This is a genomic window from Verrucomicrobiia bacterium, assembly GCA_036405135.1.
Lineage (GTDB): Bacteria > Verrucomicrobiota > Verrucomicrobiia > Limisphaerales > JAEYXS01 > JAEYXS01.
Map to the genome: position 1 here is coordinate 97,256 of DASWYF010000033.1, position 21,239 is coordinate 118,494.

The 21,239-nt window shown below is 55.5% G+C and carries 21 protein-coding genes; 11 read left to right on the forward strand and 10 right to left on the reverse strand.

Going from position 1 to position 21,239, the window contains the following annotated elements; all coding sequences use genetic code 11:
• Window positions 1-85: 85 nt before the first annotated feature.
• From VGH19_15760 to VGH19_15770, 3 genes are read left to right on the forward strand one after another with little or no spacing between them, the layout of a single operon-like run.
• A complete protein-coding gene (locus VGH19_15760; protein HEY1172824.1) occupies window positions 86-601 on the forward strand; it encodes a prepilin-type N-terminal cleavage/methylation domain-containing protein in 516 nt (171 codons plus the stop codon).
• Window positions 591-1,124: a prepilin-type N-terminal cleavage/methylation domain-containing protein gene (locus tag VGH19_15765; GenBank protein ID HEY1172825.1), complete on the forward strand. Its 534-nt coding sequence runs from the start codon at window positions 591-593 to the stop codon at window positions 1,122-1,124. The genes VGH19_15760 and VGH19_15765 overlap by 11 nt, the downstream gene beginning before the upstream one ends.
• A 47-nt stretch (window positions 1,125-1,171) precedes the next feature.
• On the forward strand, window positions 1,172-2,764 hold the full coding sequence (locus VGH19_15770; GenBank protein HEY1172826.1) for a hypothetical protein: 1,593 nt from the start codon (window positions 1,172-1,174) through the stop codon (window positions 2,762-2,764).
• Between the two features lie 58 nt (window positions 2,765-2,822).
• Here VGH19_15770 and VGH19_15775 read toward each other — a convergent pair whose 3' ends face one another.
• Window positions 2,823-4,385: a hypothetical protein gene (locus tag VGH19_15775; protein HEY1172827.1), complete on the reverse strand. Its 1,563-nt coding sequence runs from the start codon at window positions 4,383-4,385 to the stop codon at window positions 2,823-2,825.
• Window positions 4,386-4,556: 171 nt separating this feature from the next.
• Window positions 4,557-5,435 carry a hypothetical protein gene (locus tag VGH19_15780; GenBank protein HEY1172828.1) on the reverse strand — a complete coding sequence of 293 codons (879 nt, stop codon included), beginning with the start codon at window positions 5,433-5,435 and terminating at the stop codon, window positions 4,557-4,559.
• Between the two features lie 200 nt (window positions 5,436-5,635).
• On the opposite strand from VGH19_15780, the gene VGH19_15785 reads away from it, so the two are divergent.
• From VGH19_15785 to tnpA, 4 genes are all read left to right on the forward strand, one after another.
• Entirely contained in the window at window positions 5,636-6,913 is a 1,278-nt protein-coding gene (locus tag VGH19_15785) for a Gfo/Idh/MocA family oxidoreductase (GenBank protein ID HEY1172829.1), read from the forward strand.
• 74 nt (window positions 6,914-6,987) lie between these two features.
• A complete protein-coding gene (locus VGH19_15790) occupies window positions 6,988-7,398 on the forward strand; it encodes a DoxX family protein (protein ID HEY1172830.1) in 411 nt (136 codons plus the stop codon).
• Window positions 7,399-7,438: 40 nt separating this feature from the next.
• Window positions 7,439-8,686: a PQQ-binding-like beta-propeller repeat protein gene (locus VGH19_15795; GenBank protein HEY1172831.1), complete on the forward strand. Its 1,248-nt coding sequence runs from the start codon at window positions 7,439-7,441 to the stop codon at window positions 8,684-8,686.
• A 120-nt stretch (window positions 8,687-8,806) separates the two neighbouring features.
• The gene (tnpA, locus tag VGH19_15800) at window positions 8,807-9,259 is read left to right on the forward strand and encodes an IS200/IS605 family transposase (protein ID HEY1172832.1); all 453 of its coding nucleotides are present in this window, start codon (window positions 8,807-8,809) and stop codon (window positions 9,257-9,259) included.
• A gap of 103 nt (window positions 9,260-9,362) precedes the next feature.
• On the opposite strand, the gene VGH19_15805 is transcribed toward tnpA, so the two are convergent.
• Complete coding sequence (locus VGH19_15805; GenBank protein ID HEY1172833.1) at window positions 9,363-10,280, reverse strand: LysR family transcriptional regulator; 918 nt, start codon at window positions 10,278-10,280, stop codon at window positions 9,363-9,365.
• 119 nt (window positions 10,281-10,399) lie between these two features.
• Between VGH19_15805 and VGH19_15810 the strand changes: the two genes are divergently transcribed.
• Window positions 10,400-10,648, forward strand: coding sequence for a ferredoxin (locus VGH19_15810; protein ID HEY1172834.1), 249 nt, complete (start codon window positions 10,400-10,402; stop codon window positions 10,646-10,648).
• A 7-nt stretch (window positions 10,649-10,655) separates the two neighbouring features.
• On the opposite strand, the gene chrA is transcribed toward VGH19_15810, so the two are convergent.
• The 4 genes from chrA to VGH19_15830 all read right to left on the reverse strand — a co-directional run bounded on the left by chrA (window position 10,656) and on the right by VGH19_15830 (window position 14,111).
• Window positions 10,656-12,017: a chromate efflux transporter gene (gene chrA / locus VGH19_15815; GenBank protein HEY1172835.1), complete on the reverse strand. Its 1,362-nt coding sequence runs from the start codon at window positions 12,015-12,017 to the stop codon at window positions 10,656-10,658.
• A gap of 214 nt (window positions 12,018-12,231) precedes the next feature.
• On the reverse strand, window positions 12,232-12,630 hold the full coding sequence (locus VGH19_15820) for a hypothetical protein (GenBank protein ID HEY1172836.1): 399 nt from the start codon (window positions 12,628-12,630) through the stop codon (window positions 12,232-12,234).
• 2 nt (window positions 12,631-12,632) lie between these two features.
• On the reverse strand, window positions 12,633-13,652 hold the full coding sequence (ruvB, locus tag VGH19_15825) for a Holliday junction branch migration DNA helicase RuvB (GenBank protein ID HEY1172837.1): 1,020 nt from the start codon (window positions 13,650-13,652) through the stop codon (window positions 12,633-12,635).
• 39 nt (window positions 13,653-13,691) lie between these two features.
• Window positions 13,692-14,111 (reverse strand): GNAT family N-acetyltransferase, encoded by a 420-nt coding sequence (locus tag VGH19_15830; protein ID HEY1172838.1) that lies wholly within the window; start codon window positions 14,109-14,111, stop codon window positions 13,692-13,694.
• 96 nt (window positions 14,112-14,207) lie between these two features.
• Here VGH19_15830 and VGH19_15835 point away from each other — a divergent pair, with 96 nt between their 5' ends.
• Window positions 14,208-15,557 (forward strand): neutral/alkaline non-lysosomal ceramidase N-terminal domain-containing protein, encoded by a 1,350-nt coding sequence (locus VGH19_15835; GenBank protein ID HEY1172839.1) that lies wholly within the window; start codon window positions 14,208-14,210, stop codon window positions 15,555-15,557.
• Between the two features lie 11 nt (window positions 15,558-15,568).
• Here the strand turns inward: VGH19_15835 and VGH19_15840 are convergent, their stop codons facing one another.
• Window positions 15,569-16,858, reverse strand: a complete 1,290-nt coding sequence (locus VGH19_15840) for a 3-deoxy-D-manno-octulosonic acid transferase (GenBank protein HEY1172840.1) — start codon at window positions 16,856-16,858, stop codon at window positions 15,569-15,571.
• A 160-nt stretch (window positions 16,859-17,018) separates the two neighbouring features.
• On the opposite strand from VGH19_15840, the gene VGH19_15845 reads away from it, so the two are divergent.
• Both VGH19_15845 and VGH19_15850 read left to right on the forward strand, forming a co-directional pair.
• The gene (locus tag VGH19_15845; GenBank protein HEY1172841.1) at window positions 17,019-18,371 is read left to right on the forward strand and encodes a sulfatase-like hydrolase/transferase; all 1,353 of its coding nucleotides are present in this window, start codon (window positions 17,019-17,021) and stop codon (window positions 18,369-18,371) included.
• A gap of 48 nt (window positions 18,372-18,419) precedes the next feature.
• Window positions 18,420-19,286, forward strand: coding sequence for a transglutaminase family protein (locus VGH19_15850; protein ID HEY1172842.1), 867 nt, complete (start codon window positions 18,420-18,422; stop codon window positions 19,284-19,286).
• A 1-nt stretch (window position 19,287) separates the two neighbouring features.
• On the opposite strand, the gene VGH19_15855 is transcribed toward VGH19_15850, so the two are convergent.
• Both VGH19_15855 and VGH19_15860 read right to left on the reverse strand, forming a co-directional pair.
• A complete protein-coding gene (locus VGH19_15855; GenBank protein HEY1172843.1) occupies window positions 19,288-20,574 on the reverse strand; it encodes an AMP-binding protein in 1,287 nt (428 codons plus the stop codon).
• A gap of 9 nt (window positions 20,575-20,583) precedes the next feature.
• Window positions 20,584-21,168, reverse strand: coding sequence for a hypothetical protein (locus VGH19_15860; protein HEY1172844.1), 585 nt, complete (start codon window positions 21,166-21,168; stop codon window positions 20,584-20,586).
• Window positions 21,169-21,239: the final 71 nt, after the last annotated feature.

Sequence of the window (21,239 nt, forward strand, 5' to 3'; positions counted from 1 at the left end):
AGGCTGGAATCGTGGGAACGTGAGTCATCTGGATGCCTGTTTCGGGATGAAGCGGGAGATGGTCGCGCTTCCTCAAAGTCTCATCATGAACCTCAGTTCGCTAGCCAGACAATGCCGTGTTGCCCGTGCTCAGGCGTTCACGCTGATTGAAGTCATGATTTCCATGACTGTAGTGGTCATGATGTTTGTCAGCCTGTATGCAGGCATCACGCAAGGTCTCGCTGTGATATCCAGCGCGCGGGAAAACATGCGGGCCACGCAGATCATTATCGAAAAGATCGAGCTGCTGCGCCTGTATTCGTGGGATGAGATCACCACACCAGGCTACATTCCTATGGCTTTTGCCGAGCGGTTGATGCCCAGTTCCATCACCAATGCCTCCTCCGTCGCAGCAAATGTGGATGCCCTCTCCACGCCAGGCGGTGAGGGCACTATATTCGTTGGCACCATCGAGCTTGCCACGCCTTCTATAGCCGCTGGTTACAACGACAACTTGCGGCTCGCCACCCTGACTGTGGCCTGGACAAACGGCAATATCCGGCGCTCGCGCACGATGCAAACCTTGGTGGCCCAACAGGGCCTGCACGATTATGTGTATTAACCGTCATCGCAAGGTCCGGGGCATGACGCTGGTCGAGATGATGGTGGCCATCGGCATCGGCGGCATCGTGCTCGCCGCCTTCGCCTCCCTCAGTTTTTACACCGCGCGGAGTCTGGCCGCCATGAGCAATTATGCAGACTTGGACAGACAGAGCCGCAATGCTCTTGACCAGATGACGCTGAAAATCCGTTCTGCGGAAAGGTTGACCTCTTTCAGCACTAATGAAGTGTTGTTTCTCTACCAAGGTGAAACCCTCAAATACACCTTTAACCCATCCGCCAAAACGCTGAGCGAAACTTCCGGAACGCAAACCAGAGTCCTGTTGGAGGATTGCGATCAGCTTCAGTTCAGCATGTTCCAACGGAACGTCATCAGCAACTCCTTCACCCAGGTGCCTACGCCCACAAGTGATGAAGCGAAATCCATCATCGTCACTTGGACCTGTTCCCGTTCACTGCTCGGCAATCTGATCAATTCTGAAAGCGTTCAGTCGGCGCGCATCGTCATCCGTAACAATCCTTAGGGCCTATGAAAATGAGAATTTCATCCCGAGCCGGAGAGCAGGGCAGCATGCTGATCATCACAGTAGTGATTTCGGCCATCATCGGGCTGACACTGGCCGCCTACCTCTCCATGGTACAGTCCCAGCATTTGAGCGTCATGCGGTCACAATCTTGGAATGCCGCCATCCCTGCTTGCGAGGCGGGCATCGAAGAGGCGCTTGCCCACCTCAACAGCATCGGCAACGGGGACCGCGCCACCAATGGCTGGACGCTAAGCGATGGCGTTTACGTCAAATCCGGATCTCTTCAGCATGCTGAATACGATGTCAGCATCAGTCCTGCAGACTCGCCGGTGGTCATCAGTTATGGATATGTCCCTGCCCCTTTGGGCAAAGGTGAAGTCGTGCGCGCTGTGCGGGTGGTGACCTCCCGGCAGAGCACTGGAATGAAGGGACTTGTGGCCAAAGGTGCGATCGTCCTCGGTCCAGGCAGCATCGTGGACAGCTACGATTCACGTGTGACGTTGGTTTACAACCCGTCTACAGCGAAATCGAATGCGTTTGTCGGAGCCGTGAACGGCAGCATTTCCGGTGGCCAGATGATCAAAGGCGATGTAGCCACCGGCCCGGGTTATACGATCACTTCCCCGCATACCGGCGATGCCTCCAGTGACTTGAGCATGTCTTTCCCTCCGGTGACGGCGCCATTCTCCGGCGGATTTTCACCACCTGCCAGTGTGACGGTCACCGTTACGAACTTCTCCGTCAACAACACAACGGTGACCACCAACCTGTTTCCCAGTCCACTCCCGGCGAGCGGTGTGATCACAAACGTGGTCGTAAAAACGAATACATCTGCCCCAGCGACGGGCAGTTATTCGGCCATGACTGTCAGTGTGACGGAAACCGTCTGGCCCGGATCCTCTGTGGGAACGGTCGTCACCAACACGACTTCGATCAGCAGTGCCAAATACGCTCCGCCCGATGGCACTTACATTCCCCCGTATGTTTACGGCGGCTCTCCCAAACGGTATAGTTATCTGCGCATCGACAGCTACACCTATTCCACCAGCCGTTACGTCTACGCGGTCACCAATTTTATCTATTCGACCTCCAGCACCAATGCTGTGACCACCACCACCGAGCAATATGCCTACGTCCTGGACTCCGATAATTATAAGACGACCTTGATCAGCCTCAGCGGCACCCAGCCGCGAACCGCAGAAATGCTCGTACGCGGTGATGCGGTACTGTGGGTTACAGAAGGACTGGTCATGACGGGTAATGCACGCATCACGATCCTGCCCGGAGCGAGCCTAAAAATCTATGTCGGTGATGGCGAAGGTTCATCTGCAGAGATCAAGATAGCAGGCAACGGCGTGCTGAATATGCCCGGAGATACGGAGAAAATGTCGATCTTTGGCATGTCAGACAACACCGTTGTGAAGATCGCTGGTAACGGAACATATGTCGGGACAGTCTATGCGCCCAGCGCGGAATTGCAGGGCAAAGGCAGCGGCAGCGATGTGGATGATTTCCAAGGCGCAGCGATCGTGGCCAATGTCTCCTATAATGGCCATTTCAACTTCCACTATGACGAGAAACTGGGTGATAACGGGGGAATGATGCAGTGGAAAATCAATTCTTGGACGGAGTTTTGATTACCAGACCCCTCCCTGACCCGGCCGCAGAAGAAGGGGCTTGCGCGACCGCCGCCGTTCATCTCTCCGTTCCCCGTTCCGCGTGCCCTTTTTCCGCGACCGGTGGCACATAGATGCGGAGTGAATACGGATTTTTAACACCCACCCACCCCTGCTCCCGGCACCACTGATCCAAAGTAGAGTCACTCCAATACCCGGTGTCGTACAATCCGGAAAGGACCGCTGCCGGCGGTTCTTTTCTCAAAAGATCCGCCAAAGCTTGCGGGCCCAGAAAGTGTGAGCGGTGACGCAAATGCTCCGGCAAACGATCTGCGATGACATAGGTGAATGGCGCATAGGCCAGGTCTGCATAAGGCGTCCAGAGACCGGATTCGATCGCCATAAGTTGTTGCAAACAAAGTAAGCGTCCTCCTGCGGGGCCAGCGCCTGGCGTTTTTGCGGCCAGTTCCCGGGCGATCTGGGGCAGGCTCACTGCCACCCATTGCGAGCGGTTACTCAGCTTGACCAAATTCTCCTTCAGGAACGGTGCCACCCCGTAAAGTGAACACGCCGTCATCAAGGAGGAGAGCAGCAACGCTGTTCGGGATTGTAACGCCGTCATGCCTGCCAGCAATACGCCCGCTAGCAATACGCCAAACGCTATCGGCATGCCGAGATATTGGTACCACATGGGCGTGGGAGCAAACGCTGCTGGCCAGGCACAGAGAAAAGTGCCCGCGGCGATCAATACGGCGCTCGATAGCAAATGCAGCTGTCGCCCGGATTTTATATATACGCTTATCGCGACGAACAAGGTGATCAGCAACGCGAGGTTCGCCGGCTCGGCCAGCACCGATTGTGTGAAGCCTGATTTCTCCGCCAAGGTCAGGCGCAATCCCGGTTCGATATTATTCGCCCGGTAACGCGCCGCAGTTTCCACCCACCATGCTGTGGTATGGTGATGCGCACCCAGATTGTTCAACATGAAAAGCTCGGGATCGCGAAACCAGAAAGGCAACACCGGCAGCAGCCCGACCACGAAACCGATGATGTAAGGCACGGCCAGCTTTTTGATCACCATGGGAAAGCCTCCCTCACGTCTCACACACAGCAAGGCTACTCCGGCACCGAACGCGGCCAGCAGATAGTAAAGCTTGGTCCCGACAGCCAAAGCCATGAGCAACCCGGCTATGCCGGGCCAGATTGGCGTCCTTTGGCTGCAAGACAAGCCCACCACTGCTGCCCAACACCCTGCCAGTGAGAACGCGATGGGCATGATGTAGTTCGACGCCTCCATGGCACAGCGCACCACTGTGATATTCAGCACAAAACTCGCAGTGACGGCCAGAGTCAACCACCAGCGCCTGCTCAGATGATGCACCAGTCCTGCCAATGAAACCGCAGCCATCACCAGAAAAAAGAAGCTCGTGATTTTCCCGGCCAGCAGATGGTTATCCGGCTGGAATATCTTGAAAACAGCTGCATAGATCATCGGGCTGTACGGCATCTGCCAAAATGCAAAGTCCACATACAGACGGTGATCATGCACCATCAACCAGCCCGCCGTCAGATAAAGGCTTTCGTTGTGATCATAAGAATTGACGATCAAAGAGAAGGCATTGGCCAAGCCCAGCAATGTCATTCCCAGAAAGATCAGCAACAAAGTCATCTCCAGATTACGCGAAAGAGCAGCCGGTGTGGCGGCTTCGGTTGGGCGATCAGTATCTTGGCTGGCTGACATGCTGCCCTTTTAAGTCGCCACCGCTCATTAGAAAAGGAATTCCGTTCCATCCATTACTGTGTCCCCGCATCTTTACATCAGGAAATGTGGCCTGAATCCCTTCAGCAAATCATTCACTCTCTTGGATAGATAGTCTTCCCAAGGCAGTAAAAGTGCCTCGCAATCCTGATGATAATATCCCTTCCGGATATGGGCCCGATGCCCATCCAAGATCATCTGTTTCTGCGTCAGCAAAGAAAGCGCATCACCTGTCAGCGCACCGGCGCGGCCAAACGGATTAGTCCAAAACCACAACCACTCAAACGAGGCAAGGTCATGCGTCCGCTCAGGGAAACTACGCTTTGGATCATTGGCGCGTGACCAATATTGCTGAGCTTCCTGCCGGATATTCGGCACCCAGCGATTGTCCGGATGTTCAATGAGGTGAACGTCTTTACTATAATGCAATCGGCGCAACCAGAACGGTCCATCTCGACGGGCGCGGAACTGGGGCTGATGATGGCGTCCCCAGACTGGCATCACGGGAAAGGGTTTATGCGGACCGTACGGTAGCGCAGGAAACGGTTTGAGTTTCTCATCCCACACCCGTTCTCCATTCGGAGATTCCTCCACCTGTTCACACCATGAAAAGAAACGGGCGGTGCGTGGCATTTGCCGAATGGCAAAGCTGGAACAATGCCCTTCCGCTACACCCGTGTAACGCTCTCGCCATAACTCCCGATCGCCCGCGAGCATCTGCTTGGCGAACTGTGTGTGATACTTCTGCGCGAGTTCGAGACGCCGCCGAAAGAGTTGAAAGGCCAGCACTTTGCAATGACCCGGACTGTTATCGCCGCCCTTGCGCGCTACCGTTTCATCCAGCCATGCACCGAAGATGTGCTGAAACTCACGCCCCATCTCGTCGTAAGGCTCCTCTGCGATGATCGGCGCAAAGGTCTTCGGCAGTTTCATGGCCTTCATTTCATGACGGAAGGGCGCGGAATTGTCGATGCTGTGAATCCACCACCTTGACGAAAACTGTTCAGCCACAACTGAAAACAACATTTCACCATCATCCCTGAATGCCCGTGAATTTTCCCTTGTTGGAAGCCGTCAGGCATTTTTAACTTAGTCACATCACGTGACAGCCCTTAGCCTATTGTAACATGCCTATGTCTTCACCATCGCTGAACCGCCGCCAATTCGTGAAACAAACCGCCGCGCTCGGTGCCATCGCTGTGGCCACGCCGAATCTCTTGCTGGGCCAGGCCAAAGGTGCCAATGCCCGTGTGCGCGTTGGCATCATGGGCTTGGGCCGCGGTCGTGCCCACATTGCTGGCTACTTGGGCGTGCCGAATGTAGAGATCGCTTACCTCTGCGATGTAGACTCCGCCAAGCTGGCTGCCGTGGCGAAGGACTTGGAGAAATTTCAATCGAGCAAGCCCAAGACGGTCACCGATTTCCGCGAGATTCTGAACGATCCGGAGATTGATGCCATTTCCATCGCCGCACCGAATTATTGGCACACACCCGCCGCCATCCTCGCGTGCAAGGCAGGCAAGCATGTGTATGTGGAAAAACCCGGCAGCCACAATGCGCATGAGGCCGGACTCATCGTCGCAGCTGCGCGTAAGTACAATCGCAATGTGCAGATGGGCAACCAGCGGCGCAGTTATCCGGCGATGATTGAAGCCATCGCCAAGCTACGCGAAGGGGCTATCGGCAAGATCTATAATTCGCGTTCGTACTACACGAACAGCCGCGAGAGCATCAAAAAGGGCACGCCAGAGAAACCGCCGGAAACGTTGAATTATGAGCTCTGGCAAGGCCCGACCCCGGAGCGGCCTTACCAGAAGAACCTCACACCGTACAACTGGCATTGGGTCTGGCACTACGGCGGTGGCGAGATGGCGAACAATGGTCCGCACATGCTGGACATCGTTCGCTGGGGCCTCGGCGTGGATCACCCGAAGAGCGTGGTCTTCAACGGCGGCCGCTATCATTTCGATGACGACCAGGAAACGCCCGATACCGGAGTGGCCGTCTATGACTTCGGTCATTGCGGTGCCACGCTCGAGATATCGAGCTGCCATGCGCGCAAACCAACACCGCCACCATTCTGCGAGTTTTATGGCGATGGCGGCATGATGACCGTTTCCAGCTCGGGTTACATCATCTTCGATAACAACGGCAAAGAGGTGGCCAAGAATCCGGGCAAAGCGAGTGACATCCCGCACTTCACGAACTTCATCAATTCCATCCGTCTCGGCGAACGCCTGAACTCGGAGATCGAGGAAGCGCAAAAGAGCTCCATGCTGTGCCACTTGGCGAACATCGCCTATCGCAGCGGCAAGGTCGTCCAGTTCGATGGAAAGAAGATCACCAATCCGGAAGGCACCGAGAAATTCTGGGGTCGCACCTATCGCCCCGGCTGGGAGCCGACGGTATAAGCGAACACAAACGGTTTGAGCATTTGCGGCGGCCTTGCCTTGCGCGGAGCCGCCGCAATGTTATTTTTCCGACAGTGAACCAGTCCGCTGATCCCAAACAAAGCACACGTCAGCGCGCCCGTTATTTTCTCGCTGTATTCTTTTTCATCGCCGGGCTGAATCACTTCCTAAATCCCCGACCTTATCTCGCGATGATGCCCGAGTCTCTGCCTGCACATGAAGCATTGAACATTATCAGTGGGCTGGCAGAGATGATGGGAGCTATCGGTGTGCTCATCCCTTCCGTGCGCCGCCTCACCGGCTGGTGCCTTATCGTACTGCTGGTGGTCATTTTCCCGGCGAACATCAACGTCGCCTTGAACGGCTGGGAAGGTGTCTCCATTCCGCAATGGGCGCTGTGGGCACGGTTGCCTCTGCAGTTTGCGCTGATTTACTGGGTCTACTTCGCGTGTTTGTTGCCGAAGCAGATGTCAGGAAAGCATTGAATCTCTTTGAATTTCCTTTCAGATAGGCGCTTCAAATCTCATGCCTATGCGCCTTGTCACCGGACTCTTTGCTGTCGCCCTACTCGCTCGAAGTGCCTTTGCAGATTCTGACTGGCCGAAGTTTCTAGGCCAAGGCCAACCAGGTCATGCGCAGGGTAAGAATATTCCCATAGAGTTCGGTGAAGATAAAAACGTGCGCTGGAAAGTGGCGATTCCGGGTGAAGGCTGGTCCTCCCCCATGGTCTTGGGAAAACAGATCTGGATGGCTACGGCCACGGATGAAGGGAAATCTCTCCGCGCCATCTGCGTGGAACGTGAGAGCGGAAAGCTGCTGCATAATATCGAACTTTTTCAGGTAGCTGCCCCTGCCCCTAAACACGCGCTGAATAGCCACGCGTCACCCACACCTGCATTGGAAGAAGGCCGCGCTTATTTCGCCTTTGGCATGTATGGGGCCGCATGTGTTGATACCAAGACTGGCAAGATTCTCTGGAAGAATGCACGGCTCCCACACGATCACGGCGGCAATGGTCCGGGCAGTTCACCGATTCTGTACAAGAACCTGTTCATCCTGAATTGCGACGGCACAGAGCTTCGCTACGTCGTGGCGTTGGACAAAAACACCGGCAAGCAGGTGTGGAAGACGGATCGCTCGAACGACATGAGTACGGCGCATCCGCAGAAGCGCAAAGCCTACGCCACGCCCGCGATCATAAACGTGAACGGCCAGGACCAGCTCGTGAGCCCCGGTGGCTTCCGCCTCAGCAGCTACGAACCGCTCACCGGCAAAGAGATATGGTGGTCCGATGTCCCCGGCTACTCCAACGTGCAACCGCCCGTTTATGAAAACGGCCTCATCTACGTCTCCTCCTGTTTTGACAAAGCTCAACTCTGGGTCATCAAGCCCGATGGCAAAGGCGACGTGACCACCTCGCACCTCGCCTGGAAATACCTAAAAGGCGTGCCGAGCAAACCCACACCCATCGTCATCGGCAAAGAACTCTACCTCGTCTCCGATGATGGCATCGTCACCTGCCTCGATGCGATCGCTGGCACGGAGATCTGGAAAGAACGCATCGGCGGTGCCTACTCCGCCACGCCCCTCCATGTCGATGGCCGCCTCTACCTCTTCAGTCACGCGGGCGACATCACCGTCCTCCAACCCGGCCGCGAATTGAAGATTCTCGCCAAGAGCAAGCTCGGTGACGGCTTCATGTCTTCCCCCGCCGTGGTGGATGATGCGCTGATCCTCCGTAGCAAAACGCATCTGTATCGGATACAGAAGTGATGGAGCGTGCCTTGGCCCAAAAGGGCCAAAAGATTCCAGCCCAGGGCAGCGTCTGTCTTTTACGCTGCCCTGGGATAAAAGCATTGCAAAACCGTGCCCTGAAAGGGCACAAGAACCTCCATGCCACAATCGCTCGCCAAGATTTACATCCATCTGATTTTCTCCACCAAAAATCGCGAGCGAATGATTTCCGACTCAATTCGTAAAGAACTACACGAATATATGGGCGGCATCTTGAACGGACATGGATGTATACCCGTGGAGATCAATTCCGAACCTGATCACGCCCACATCTTATTCCTTATGACCCGCACCGAAACATTGAGCGAGGTAGTCGGCCAGTTGAAGAAAAGTTCGAACGATTGGCTAAAAAGAACTTCATCCGAATATGCTCAATTTTACTGGCAAGGCGGCTACGCAGCATTCTCTGTCAGCAAATCGCAAGTTGAAGAAGTGCGTCAGTATATCAGGAATCAAAGAGAACATAATCAGGTGAAATCTTTTCAGGATGAATTGCGGGCGTTCTTCAAAGCATACGAAATGGAATATGATGAACGCTATGTCTGGGAGTGATGCTTCTGGCGGCCCTTCAGGCCGCTATTATTAGTTAGCCACCGATTACCCAAGGCAGCCAAGCTGCCTTGGGCTGGAATCTGTTGGCCCTTTGGGCCAAATATCAAAACAACACATTCTGGATAAACGCCTCCAACGGCTCTGCCCTTGGCAATCCTTTCCTCACCACCACCGCCAGTTCCCGCTCAAACATCGGCTTGATCAGAATGCGACGGACTGCACGGCGTTTCTCATACAGAGGCAAGACACGGTGCGGCACCAGACTTACGCCCAACCCTAACGAGACGAGATTCACTATCGTATCAAAGCTGTCTAACTCCATCGCAGGCTCCAGCGGCCAGTTCTGTTTCTCCAGCCAGAGATTTAGCAGCCGGCCTGTGTTTCCATTCGGATCCAGCATCAACCACCGCTGGCCTTGCAGTAACTTCTTGGCCTCACGTAATGTGAGATGCTTCCCCGCCTTCGTCATCGAAAAACCCGGTGGTGTGATCAACGTGAACTCATCGATAAAACGATGCGTTATCTCTAACCCGCGCGGCAACCGTCTTGGCGGACACAATAATCCCGCATCCAATGTCCTTGCTTCTAGCGCAGCAATGATCTCGTTGCTCGACTGCTGGGTAACGTGCAACTGCACGTTCGGAAACTTCCGTTGAAACGAAAAGAAATAACCCGGCAGATATGCCAGCCCGATGCTGCGTGCCACCCCGATGCGCAAGGTCTGTGGCACCAATTGAAACGCCTGCTGCAATTCATGCACCAGACTCTCCGTGGAATGCATGATCTCTCGCGACCGTTTCCACAACAATTCTCCCGCTGCCGTGAGATGCACGCGTCGCGTCGTCCGCTCGAAGAGTGCCACGCCCAACTGCTCCTCCATCCCCCGGATCTGTCGTGTGACTGCACTCTGCGTCAACCCCGCCTTCTGCGCTGCCTGCGTGAAACTCCCCGTTTCCGCCACGAGCTGGAACAGGCTCAAATCGTAGAGATCGAAAGGATGCTGATTCAGATATTCATGCATTTATAACATCAATCTAATCATATTAATGAATTATGAGCAAATGAATGCTGCTGGCAGGATAGGGACATGAAAACCGGCTGGATGTCAGCCGGTCATAAAACAAAAAAGAAAGAAAACCTATGGCTTCACCAGAACTGCGGTTGCCGGAGAATGCACCCGGACCATTCTATGTAACAAGCGAGTGCATCGACTGCGACTTGTGTCGTGAAGTGGCTCCGTCGATTTATCGGCGCAACGAAGAAGTAGGCACCACCGTCGTTTATCATCAACCTGTGAATGCCGAAGAACGCGCCTTGGCTATCGAAGGCATGGACGGCTGCCCCGTCGAAGCCATCGGTTGTACCGAACCGATCACTCAACCTGCTTGATTGAGGCTCACATCCCTAGCAGCAGCTTGTAGATTACACCCATCATCCCCGCACCCAGCACCACGGGGATGATGTCCCATTTCCACTTCACCATCCCCACGAACGTCACGAGGCTTACCACCACCGCAAACCAATCCACCGTTTGCGGCGCAGGAAAAAGCACGTGCAATCCCAGCCACACGGCGAGATTCAGGATCACACCGACCACAGCGGCTGTTACGGCGGAGAGAGATGCGGTGAGGCTATCCTTGCCACGTAATTGCTCGATGTGCGGCGCACCAAGAAAGATCCAAAGGAAGCACGGCAGGAATGTCACCCATGTGGTGATGAAAGCGCCCAGTGTTGCTCCCATCATAGGTGATAATGTTCCCGGTTGATTCCAACCGCCGAGAAACCCGACGAACTGCAGCACCATGATCAGCGGTCCCGGGGTCGTCTCAGCGAGGCCCAATCCATCCAGCATCTGCCCCGCCGTGAGCCATTGGTAATTTTCCACCGCCTGCTGCGAGACATACGGCAGCACCGCATAAGCACCACCGAAGGTGACCATCGCAGCTTTGCTGAAGAAGAGCCCTTGTTTCACCAGAGTGTGATCCCAGCCCAAGCTCACACCGAGCAGCAACACCGGTGTCCACCACAGCGCGAGACAAACCGCGCAAACCTTGAGCGCCCGCGCGAGTGAAGGTTTCGCGTGGTCAGGTGTGGAAGATTCATCACTGATAAGCGCGGTCTTTCCGTCCTTCTTGCTGGCATGCCCCTTCAAGATTAGAAACTTATCCCGCCAATATTTCCCACCGAAGTAACCCACAGTCGCCGCTCCCGCGATGATGACCGGAAACGGCACATGCAGAAAAAAGATGCCGATGAACGCCACCGTCGCCAGCGCCCACATGACATTATTCTTCAACACCTTCTGCCCGATGCGGATGACCGCCGCCATCACGATCGCCAGCACCGCCGGTTTCAGTCCGTAAAAAATCGCCTCGATCCACGGCACTTTTCCGTACTGCACATAAACAAAACTCAACGCCCATAAGATGAACATGGACGGCAGCACAAACAGCGCCCCCGCCACGATGCCACCCCAGGTGCGATGCAACAGCCAGCCAATGTAAGTAGCAAGCTGCTGCGCCTCCGGCCCCGGCAGCAGCATGCAATAATTCAACGCGTGCAGGAACCGGCTATCGCTGATCCAGCGCCGCTTCTCCACCAGCTCAGTGTGCATGATGGCGATTTGTCCCGTAGGCCCGCCGAAACTGATGAAGCCGAGCTTGAGCCAAAACCGGAACGCCTCTGCAAAAGTCGGCGGCCGTGGCGGCTCACTGAGTACCACCTTCGTTTCATTGCCGCTGTTATCCACGTTGCTCATCTATCAGTTCGGAGGAATCTGGTTGTGAATCGATCTTCTGACAACGGGGAATATGGTCCAGAGTCGATTCGTCACACATCTGTAACTAAAAAACTGCTAACGCCTCCACTCTTAGTGAAGAGTCAAACTCAAGCGATCAGCCTGCTGCCTAAGCACAATACTTAAAGAGTTGGGCATCCGCTATGAAATGCCGGATAAGATCGTATCGAGCGGTTCACTTCTCGAAGCTCGTGACGAACATCCAGAGAGACACGCAAGTAAGCCCAGTCAAAGGAATCAATAGAAAACCAGAAATTGCCAGCGCGCAGGTCGCTACGGTTTTATTGTCGCCAGTCTTACGTGCGCGCCAGGCAAAAAAGAGACACCAAGGAGCGCTTAAAAAGAAAAGCGCCGTCACCAAAATGCTCACAACAATTTGGAGATGATTTTTCCATTCGCCTAAAGCCGCTAGGCCGATAAGTGCGATACCCGGAATAAGCGTGAGCATCAAGGCAGAGGAAGCCGAGGCTGGCTTGTATCGGCTGCGCCAACCAAGAATAGCGCCAACGCTAACTAGCAATATTGGCATACAGAGAAACAGACGGAAAAGGGCAATTTTGGTTTCTGGCTCCATCGTTACAACAATCGGGATTGCCCGCTGTTAATCGCCTTCAAGCCCAACCGTCGATAGCCCAATTCTGTGACGATGCGCCCTTGCGGCGTGCGATTCAGGTAGCCTTCCATGATGAGGTAAGGCTCGTACACTTCTTCGAGCGTATCCGCTTCTTCGCCCACCGCCACTGCGAGAGAATTCACACCCACCGGACCGCCGCTGAACTTCACCACGATGGTTTCGAGGATGCGCTTGTCCATCTCATCGAGCCCATGCTCATCGATCTCCAGCATGGCGAGAGCACGATGGGCGATGTCTTGAGTGATGCGGCCATCGCCTTTCACCTGTGCGTAATCCCGCACACGCCGCAATAAGTTACCCGCGATACGTGGTGTGCCACGACTGCGACGCGCGATCTCCAAGGCCCCGGTATCTTCGATCGCGATGTTCAACAGGTTCGCCGCACGCACGACGATCTTCTGAAGCTGATCGGCATTGTAGTAATCAAGGCGTTCCTTGATACCAAAGCGCGTGAGCAAAGGTGACGTGAGCAAGCCGCTGCGGGTGGTGGCACCGATCAAGGTGAAGCGTGGCAGGTTCAGACGCACACTGCGGGCGTTGGGGCCTTGGTCGATGATGATATCGAGTTTGAAATCCTCCATCGCCGGATAGAGATATTCCTCGATGGTCTTTTGCAGGCGATGAATCTCATCGATGAACAGCACGTCGCCTTCTTCGAGATTCGTGAGCAGACCAGCGAGATCGGCAGCCTTTTCGATCGTCGGGCCACTCGTCGCCTTCAAGCTCGTGCCCATCGCCTTGGCGATGATGTTCGCGAGCGTGGTCTTGCCGAGGCCCGGAGGCCCGCTGAGGAGGATGTGGTCGATGGCTTCGCCCCGTTGCTTGGCGGCAGTGACACCGATCTCCAGACGCTCCTTCACCTTGGCTTGGCCGGTGAAATCGGAAAAAAGCGAAGGCCGCAACGTCATCTCCAACGCTGCGTCCGGCTTGGTCAATACATCCGAAATCATCCGTTCAGCCATGTCGCGAAGAATGGGGAAGGGTGCGTGAGCGGGCAAGTCCTAAGCGCGTCGAATCACTCGCTTATCCCGTGCCAAGAGCCATGCTTGCGGATGATGCTCGAAGCCGATGTGAGGGTAGTAACTGACCGCTGCGGGAGCCGAGAGCAATATGAGCGAGCAGCGAGGACCGAGCTTGCTCTGCGTGAGAGCGATCAATTCACGACCGATGCCTTGTTTCTGATACGTTTCATCCACTGCCAAGTCCGAGAGGTAACAGCAGTAGTGAAAATCGGTGACGGAGCGTGCGATACCTACAAGCTTGTCGCCATCCCAGCACGTTGCGGTGAGGTCGGTGTGGTCCAGCATCCCTTGCAGACAGGCATCGTCGCTGAGCGGGCGGCGAACACCGAGCGCGCAACGGCTCAAAACATCGCGGAACTGTTCGAGAGAGATTTTAGCGTCCGTGGAATAGCTCAGCATGGATGGAGCGTAATGAGGGTTGATGATGCATTCAATGCTTTGACGTGAGTGAATGATTGAGGAATGCTGTGCGTCACTGATCACCCGGAGCATCGCATGAAAATCATCGCCTGTTTGATCCTGAGTTTTTCACTGGCTATCACGGCTTTTTCTTCTGATTACCAAGCTGGTGTGGGCCGGGCGGACATCACGCCGAAGGAACCGATCTGGCTCGCGGGTTATGCGAGTCGAAACAAACCATCCGAGGGCATCGACCAGAAACTGAACGTGAAGGCGCTAGCGTTGAAAGATGCTGCAGGAGCGCTCACGGTCATCGTCTGTGCGGATACGATCGGGACAGCGCGGGAATTCACCGACAGAATCGCAGGACGTTTGGCGGAGAAGCATAAGCTTCCGCGCGAACGGTTTCTTTTCGCCGCCTCGCACAGCCACAACACACCGGTGATCTACGGCAACTTGAAAGATATGTATGGGCTGGAAGGTGAGAATCTGGCCGTAGTGAAGCGTTACACGCAGTTCTTTGAGGATCAGGCCGTGGCTGCAGCAGAACAGGCGTTGAATTCTTTGGAGCCAGTAAAGCTGAAATACGCGGAAGGGAATGCGGGGTTCGCGGGGAATCGCCGTGAGTTTGGTCCGGCGGGGGTTAAGTTCGGCATCAACGCGACCGGTGCGGTGGAACATTCGGTGCCGGTGCTGCGAATTGAAAAGCCGGACGGCTCGCTGAAATCCATTTTGCTCGGTTATGCCTGCCATTGCACGACGCCGGGGCAGGAATACAAAGTCTCGGGCGATTGGGCGGGCTATGCGCAGGAATATCTGGAGCTGACATATCCCGGCGCGAGCGCGCTGTTCATCACCGGTTGCGGTGCAGATGCGAATCCAAATCCGCGTGGGTCATTTCACTACGCACGCCAGCATGGACTGGCCTTGGCCGGTTCTGTTGCCCGTGTGCTCAATGAACCGATGAAGGAAGTGAAAGGGAACATCACCGCCAAGCTGACGAATGTGGATCTGCCCATCGGCACGCCTCCGGGCAAGGCTTACTACGAAGTGATGCTCACGAACAAAGCGCCTGCCGTTCAACGCTATGCGCAGCGGCACATTGGGATGATGGAGCGCAACGAGCCGTTCATGAAATCGTATCCATGTCCGGTGCAAGTGTTCCGCTTCGGCAACGATCTCACGATGATCTCGCTCGGTGGTGAGGTGGTGGTGGATTACACGCATCGTTTGAAGCGCGAGTTGCCGCAGGAGAAGCTGTGGGTGTCTGCCTATTGCAACGACGTCTTCGCCTACGTGCCATCCATGCGGATCCTGACGGAAGGCGGTTACGAGGCGGACTTCAACCTGATCTATTACAGCATTCCTTACCGCTTCACACCACAGGTGGAGGATATTTTGGTAAAGGCGATCAAGGGGATGGTGACGGAAACGGCTACGAAGTAAGTCGGGTTACTTCACGGAATCTTCGTGAGCAGCATGTCGATGGTGCGCTGGGTGGCACCTTGATTTTGCTTCACCACAGCCAATCCATTACGGCCGAGTTCTTCGCGTTTGGTCGGATTGTGCAGCAGGTCGGCCAGCACACGCTCGAGTTCCGCAACATCCTTCACTTGCACTGCGCCATTGGCTTGTAAAAACGCACGCACGATACTGGTGAAGTTCTGCATGTTGGGCCCGAACGTCATCGCCTTGCCTAGGGCAGCAGGTTCGATCGGGCTTTGACCGCCATTTGCCGTGATGCTCTTGCCGACGAAAACGACGGTGGCATGCTCGTAAAAAAAGACCAGTTCACCCGTGCTGTTCACCAGCAGGCAATCTGACTTCTGCGGTGCATCAAGCCCATTGAGTTCGCTGCGCAGTGTCACCTTCAAACCCAAGGCATTGAGATCCGCCAATGCTTCATGGGCACGCTCGAAATGACGCGGCACCAAGACAAGGAAAAGATCGGGATGCTGTTGCCGTAAGCGCAGGAAGATATCACCGAGGATTTTCTCCTCACCCGGAAATGTACTACCGCCCAGCAGGATGGGTGCGTCCGATTTCACACCCAAGGAAGCGAGCAGGGTGGGGACATCGATGGGACGTTTCGTAGGCAGATGGACAGCATCGAACTTCAGGTTGCCAAACACATGCACGGTTTCTGGGCGGCAGCCGATCTCACGCAGGCGCACAGAATCTTCTTCATTCTGCGCGCCGATGCCTTGGAATGATTTGAACAAAGGCGCGAAGAGGAAGCTGAACCGGCGATAACCGCGATAGGAACGCTCGGAGACGCGGGCATTTACAAGGAAACGCGGAATGTCACGGCGTTGCAATTCCCACAAGAAGTTCGGCCAGATCTCCGCCTCGATAAGCGCGACGGCAACCGGCTGGATGCGATTCAAAGCGCGCTTTACGAAGGGCAGGAAATCGACGGGGTAATAGACCTTCTCAATGTCTTCGGGCAGGCGTTTGCGGAGTTCACCCATGCCCGTGCTGGTGGTGGTGGAGACGATGATGCGGTATTGCGGTGCACGCTGGCGCAGATCGCGGATGACCTGCGCGCAGATGTTCACCTCACCCACGCTTACCGCATGCAGCCAGATGGCGGGGCGCTTCGGGTCTGCGGGCGGCAAATCTTCATAACGGCCGAAGCGCTGCTTGAAGCCCGCCTGCCAGTTGCCCCGTCGCCACATCTTCCAGAAATAGTACGGCGCACTAAGGCAGAAGAAGATGACGAACAGTATGTTATATAAAAACCGCATCAGAACCGCCCCGTATGTGTCAAAAATGGGAGAGTCTGACAAAGTAAATCGCAGGCAAGCGTTTCGCGGGGGTGACTTTTGAATTCATTTTGACCTCCACCTGTGACAGCATCGAGATATGAAACCTTCTCCATCCTTGAGGCGTCTCATGCTTTGGAACATGAAACTTTTTTCTATCTTCAGCGCGGTGATGCTTTGTCTTTTGGCGGTCTCAACGGCGATCCATGCTGCGGAGGCGAAGAAACCAAATGTCATCCTCATCATGGCGGATGACTTGGGCTATGAAACGATCGGGGCGAATGGCGGCACGTCTTATCCTACGCCGCATCTCGACAAGCTCGCCAAGGAAGGCGTGCGCTTCACCCAATGCTATGTGCAACCGCTCTGCACGCCTACGCGGGTGCAGTTGATGACGGGGAAGTATAACATCCGCAACTACTCCACGTTCGGCCAGATGGATCCGAAAGCCGTGACGTTTGGCAACCTCTTCAAGCAAGCTGGTTACGCCACCACCATCGCGGGTAAATGGCAACTTGGTCAGGACCCGGAACTGCCGAAGAAGTATGGCTTCGAGGAACATTGCCTCTGGCAGCACACACATCGCCCGCCGCGCTATGCCAATCCCGGCCTCGAGATCAACGGTGTGAAAAAGGATTACAGCAATGGTGAATACGGACCGGATGAGGTGAACCGTTACGTGCTGGATTTCATCGCACGTAAGAAAGACGCGCCATTCTTCGTTTACTATCCCCTGATGCTCACGCACTCGCCGTATCAACCCACGCCGGACAGCAAGGATTGGGATCCGAAAGCGATCGGCGAGAACGTGAACAAGAATGAAAAGCACTTCGGCGAGATGGTCACCTACATGGACAAGCTCATCGGCCAGATCATCGCGCAACTCGACAAGCAGGGCTTGCGCGAGAACACGCTCGTGATCTTCCTCGGCGATAACGGCACTGGCTCAGGCACCAAGTCTATGATGGGCAGCAAAGTGGTCATCGGCGGCAAAGGCAAGACGACGGATGCCGGTATGCATGTACCGCTCATTGTGAACTGGCCCGCCAAAGCCGCGAAAGGCAAAGTCTCCGACGACCTCGTGGACAGCACGGATTTTCTCCCGACCATCTGCGATGCCGCAGGCATCAAGCTGTCCAAAGACTTCGTGACCGATGGCCGCAACTTTCTGCCGCAAGTGCGCGGCGAGAAAGGCCAGCCGCGTGAATGGGTTTATTCCTGGTATGCGCCTTACGCGGAGAACTTGCGCGAGATGGCGTTCACCTCTCGCTATAAATTGTATCGCAACGGCAACTTCTACGACCTGACGAAAGACTTGGAGGAGAAGAATCCGCTGAAGGTGAGTGATCTGACTGGAGATGCCGCCAGCTCGGCAAAGCTGCTGCAAGGCGCCTTGGCGAAATATGAGAAAGCGCGTCCCGCGTCTTTGCCACAGCCGGGCGCGGATACTGGCGAGGGTAAAAAGGCCAAGAAAAAGAAAAAGCAGGACGAATAAGACGAATCTGGTGTTGGCTTTTACGATTTTCTCAGTGACCTTCGCGACGTGCTGTTGAGTATTTCGCACATCACGCTTTATCGCTACGACCAACCGGTCGCTTTGGGAACCCATCGCCTTATGGTTCGGCCGCTGGAGGGACATGACGTTCAGATCCGATCCTCCACGCTGAAAATCTCGCCTACTGCACGGGTCCGTTGGATTCACGACGTCTTTGGCAATTCCATAGCGCTTGCCGATTTTCTGGAACCAGCCGCCGAGCTGCGCGTGGAAAGTGCTGTCAAAGTCGAGCAATACAACACGAACCCTTTTGATTTTGTGTTGGACCCGTCAGCCGTTGAGCTGCCATTCAATTATTCTGTAAACGAATTCCCGGATGTGGCTCCTTACTTGCAACGTCAGCATCCGGAGGATGAAGAGCTCTTGCGGCACTGGCTGCGACCTTTTTTGAGGGTTAATGGAAGCGCGCGGACACTGGATTTTCTTATAGCCTTGAACAAATCCGTTCCGATCTTCTTCAACTACCGGCGGCGCGAGGAACATGGCGTGCAAAGTCCCGGTCAGACATTGCGTTACCGCTCCGGTTCATGTCGGGATTTTGCGCTGCTTTTAATGGAAGCGGCACGGATAATGGGCTTGGCCGCCCGTTTCGTAAGCGGATACATGTGCCAGTCTGCCAGCGGCGTGCATCAGGCAGCCTTGGGTGCGACCCACGCCTGGACCGAGATCTATCTGCCGGGAGCGGGCTGGAAAGGTTTTGACCCGACGTGTGGCATCCTCGCAGCAGATTCACATGTAAGGGTCGCAGTCACGCGATTGCCTTCACAGGCGGTGCCGGTCGGCGGCAGTTTCACGGGAAATTCTGTGCATTACCGGGGATTGCAAGTGATGGTGGACGCTCGCGTAGTGGAGTAAATCACTCCACCACCCATCGCTTCGCCTTCAATTCATAACGCGGCAAAGCATTGGCCGCTACGATCTCGATGGGCACCCGCAAAGCGAGTGATTCTTGAAACGCCTTTTGCAGACGTTGCACGAAAGCTTTCGTGTCCGCGCAATCAGCCACTAGCTCCACTTCCAACTTCAGTTCGGTGAGTGATTGCACTTTCGTCACACGCACGCGGTATTCGGCCACTTCAGGAAATTGACGCACGATGGATTCTATCGCGGTGGGATAGACGTTTACGCCGCGTACCACGATCATGTCATCTACGCGACCCAAGATGCCGCCTTCCAACGCGAGGACGTGGCGTCCGCATACACAAGGTTCATTAGCACCCCGCGTCTGCACCTTCACCAGATCACCTGTGCGATAGCGCAGGAGCGGGGAACCGGTGCGGCCCAAGGTGGTGAGGACGAGTTCGCCACGGGCAGCAAGTGCGCCGGTTTGTGTGTCGATGACTTCGGGGTAAAAAGCCGGTTCAATGATATGCAGAACGCCTGCTTGAGCAGGGCATTCGTAGGTCACCGGGCCCACTTCTGTCATGCCGTGATGATCGAAGATGCGGGCATTGTTCCAAAGGTGGCTGAGCCGTTCACGCGTGGCCGGAATGCTGCCGCCAGGTTCACCGGCAACGACGATCGTGCGCAGCGGAATCTGCGTAAGATCGATCTTCTCCTGCGCGGCCACTTCGGCGAGATGCAGCGCGTAAGTGGGCGTGCAGCAGAGGGCGGTGGCCTGATGCGCGATCATGGAGCGCAAACGCGCGGCGGTGCTGAGGCCCCCACCCGGAATGCACATCGCCCCGATGTGTTCACCGGCTTCGAACGCGAGCCAGAAACCGATGAACGGGCCGAAGGAAAAAGCGAAGAAGATGCGGTCCTTGTTCGTGATCCCGGCGGCGTGAAAGACCTCCGCCCAATTCGTCACCATCCAAGCCCAGCTTTCCGGCGTATCCAGCCAGCGCAAGGGATTGCCCGTGGTGCCACTGGTCTGGTGCGTGCGCGTGTAACGCTCGAGCGGAAAGGAAAGGTTCGTGCCGAAGGGCGGATGCTCCGCATGATCGGCCACGAGTTCGGTCTTCGTCGTGAAAGGAAAGCGCGCGCTGAATTCCGCGAGCGAGGCCACGCGATGTGGCGCATCGGCAGCCATGAACTTTTCCTGATAGAAGGCGTTGCCCGCGTGGATAACCTCCAAGAGCCGGTTCACCGCGGCGAGTTGCTCGCACGCGATGACATCACGGTTGGGAAAGTCACCAGGCATCGCGAGAAATCATTTCGGCGCTTGCGGAGCAGTCGGTGCCGGAGCAGCAGGCGTCTGCACTGCAGCGGTCTTCACCGGAGCCGGCGGAGGCGGCTTGAAGTAAGTAGCCATGGTGCCACCCACGGCAGCGAGTGCGATGCCAACGTAGAACTGCCACTTGATGGAACCCCAACCTCCGGCGGGCGGGTGCAGGAGAATGGCGACCACCGCATTAACGATGGGCGCACCGGCAAAGATGATGGACATCACGACCGTAGGTGAACCTTTCGCACCGAAAGCCAGCAACACACCAAACGCGCCGATCGCCCCTGCGATACCGGCGATGAGAGACCACCACATGCCCTTGCTCGAGTAACCGGTGAAGGCCACACCTTTCGCCATCAACAAGGCCAGCGGCGCTAGCACGGCCACGAGGAAGTAGGCGATGCCGACGAACAGGAACGCCTTGTAACGGTTCATCGTGGGATCACCGCCGGGATTGATGCTTAACTGGCCCGTATGCAGCAGGAGGCCGTAAACGCCCCAGCAGACGACGGTGAGGAGTGAAAAGTAGAGCCAGGCAAAACTCGAATTGGCAGGACTGTCAGTCGGCATAATGGGTAAAAATCTAGCTTCCGGTGCCCTTTACAGCAAATGGTTTATGGGCATACATTTGAGAAACAAAC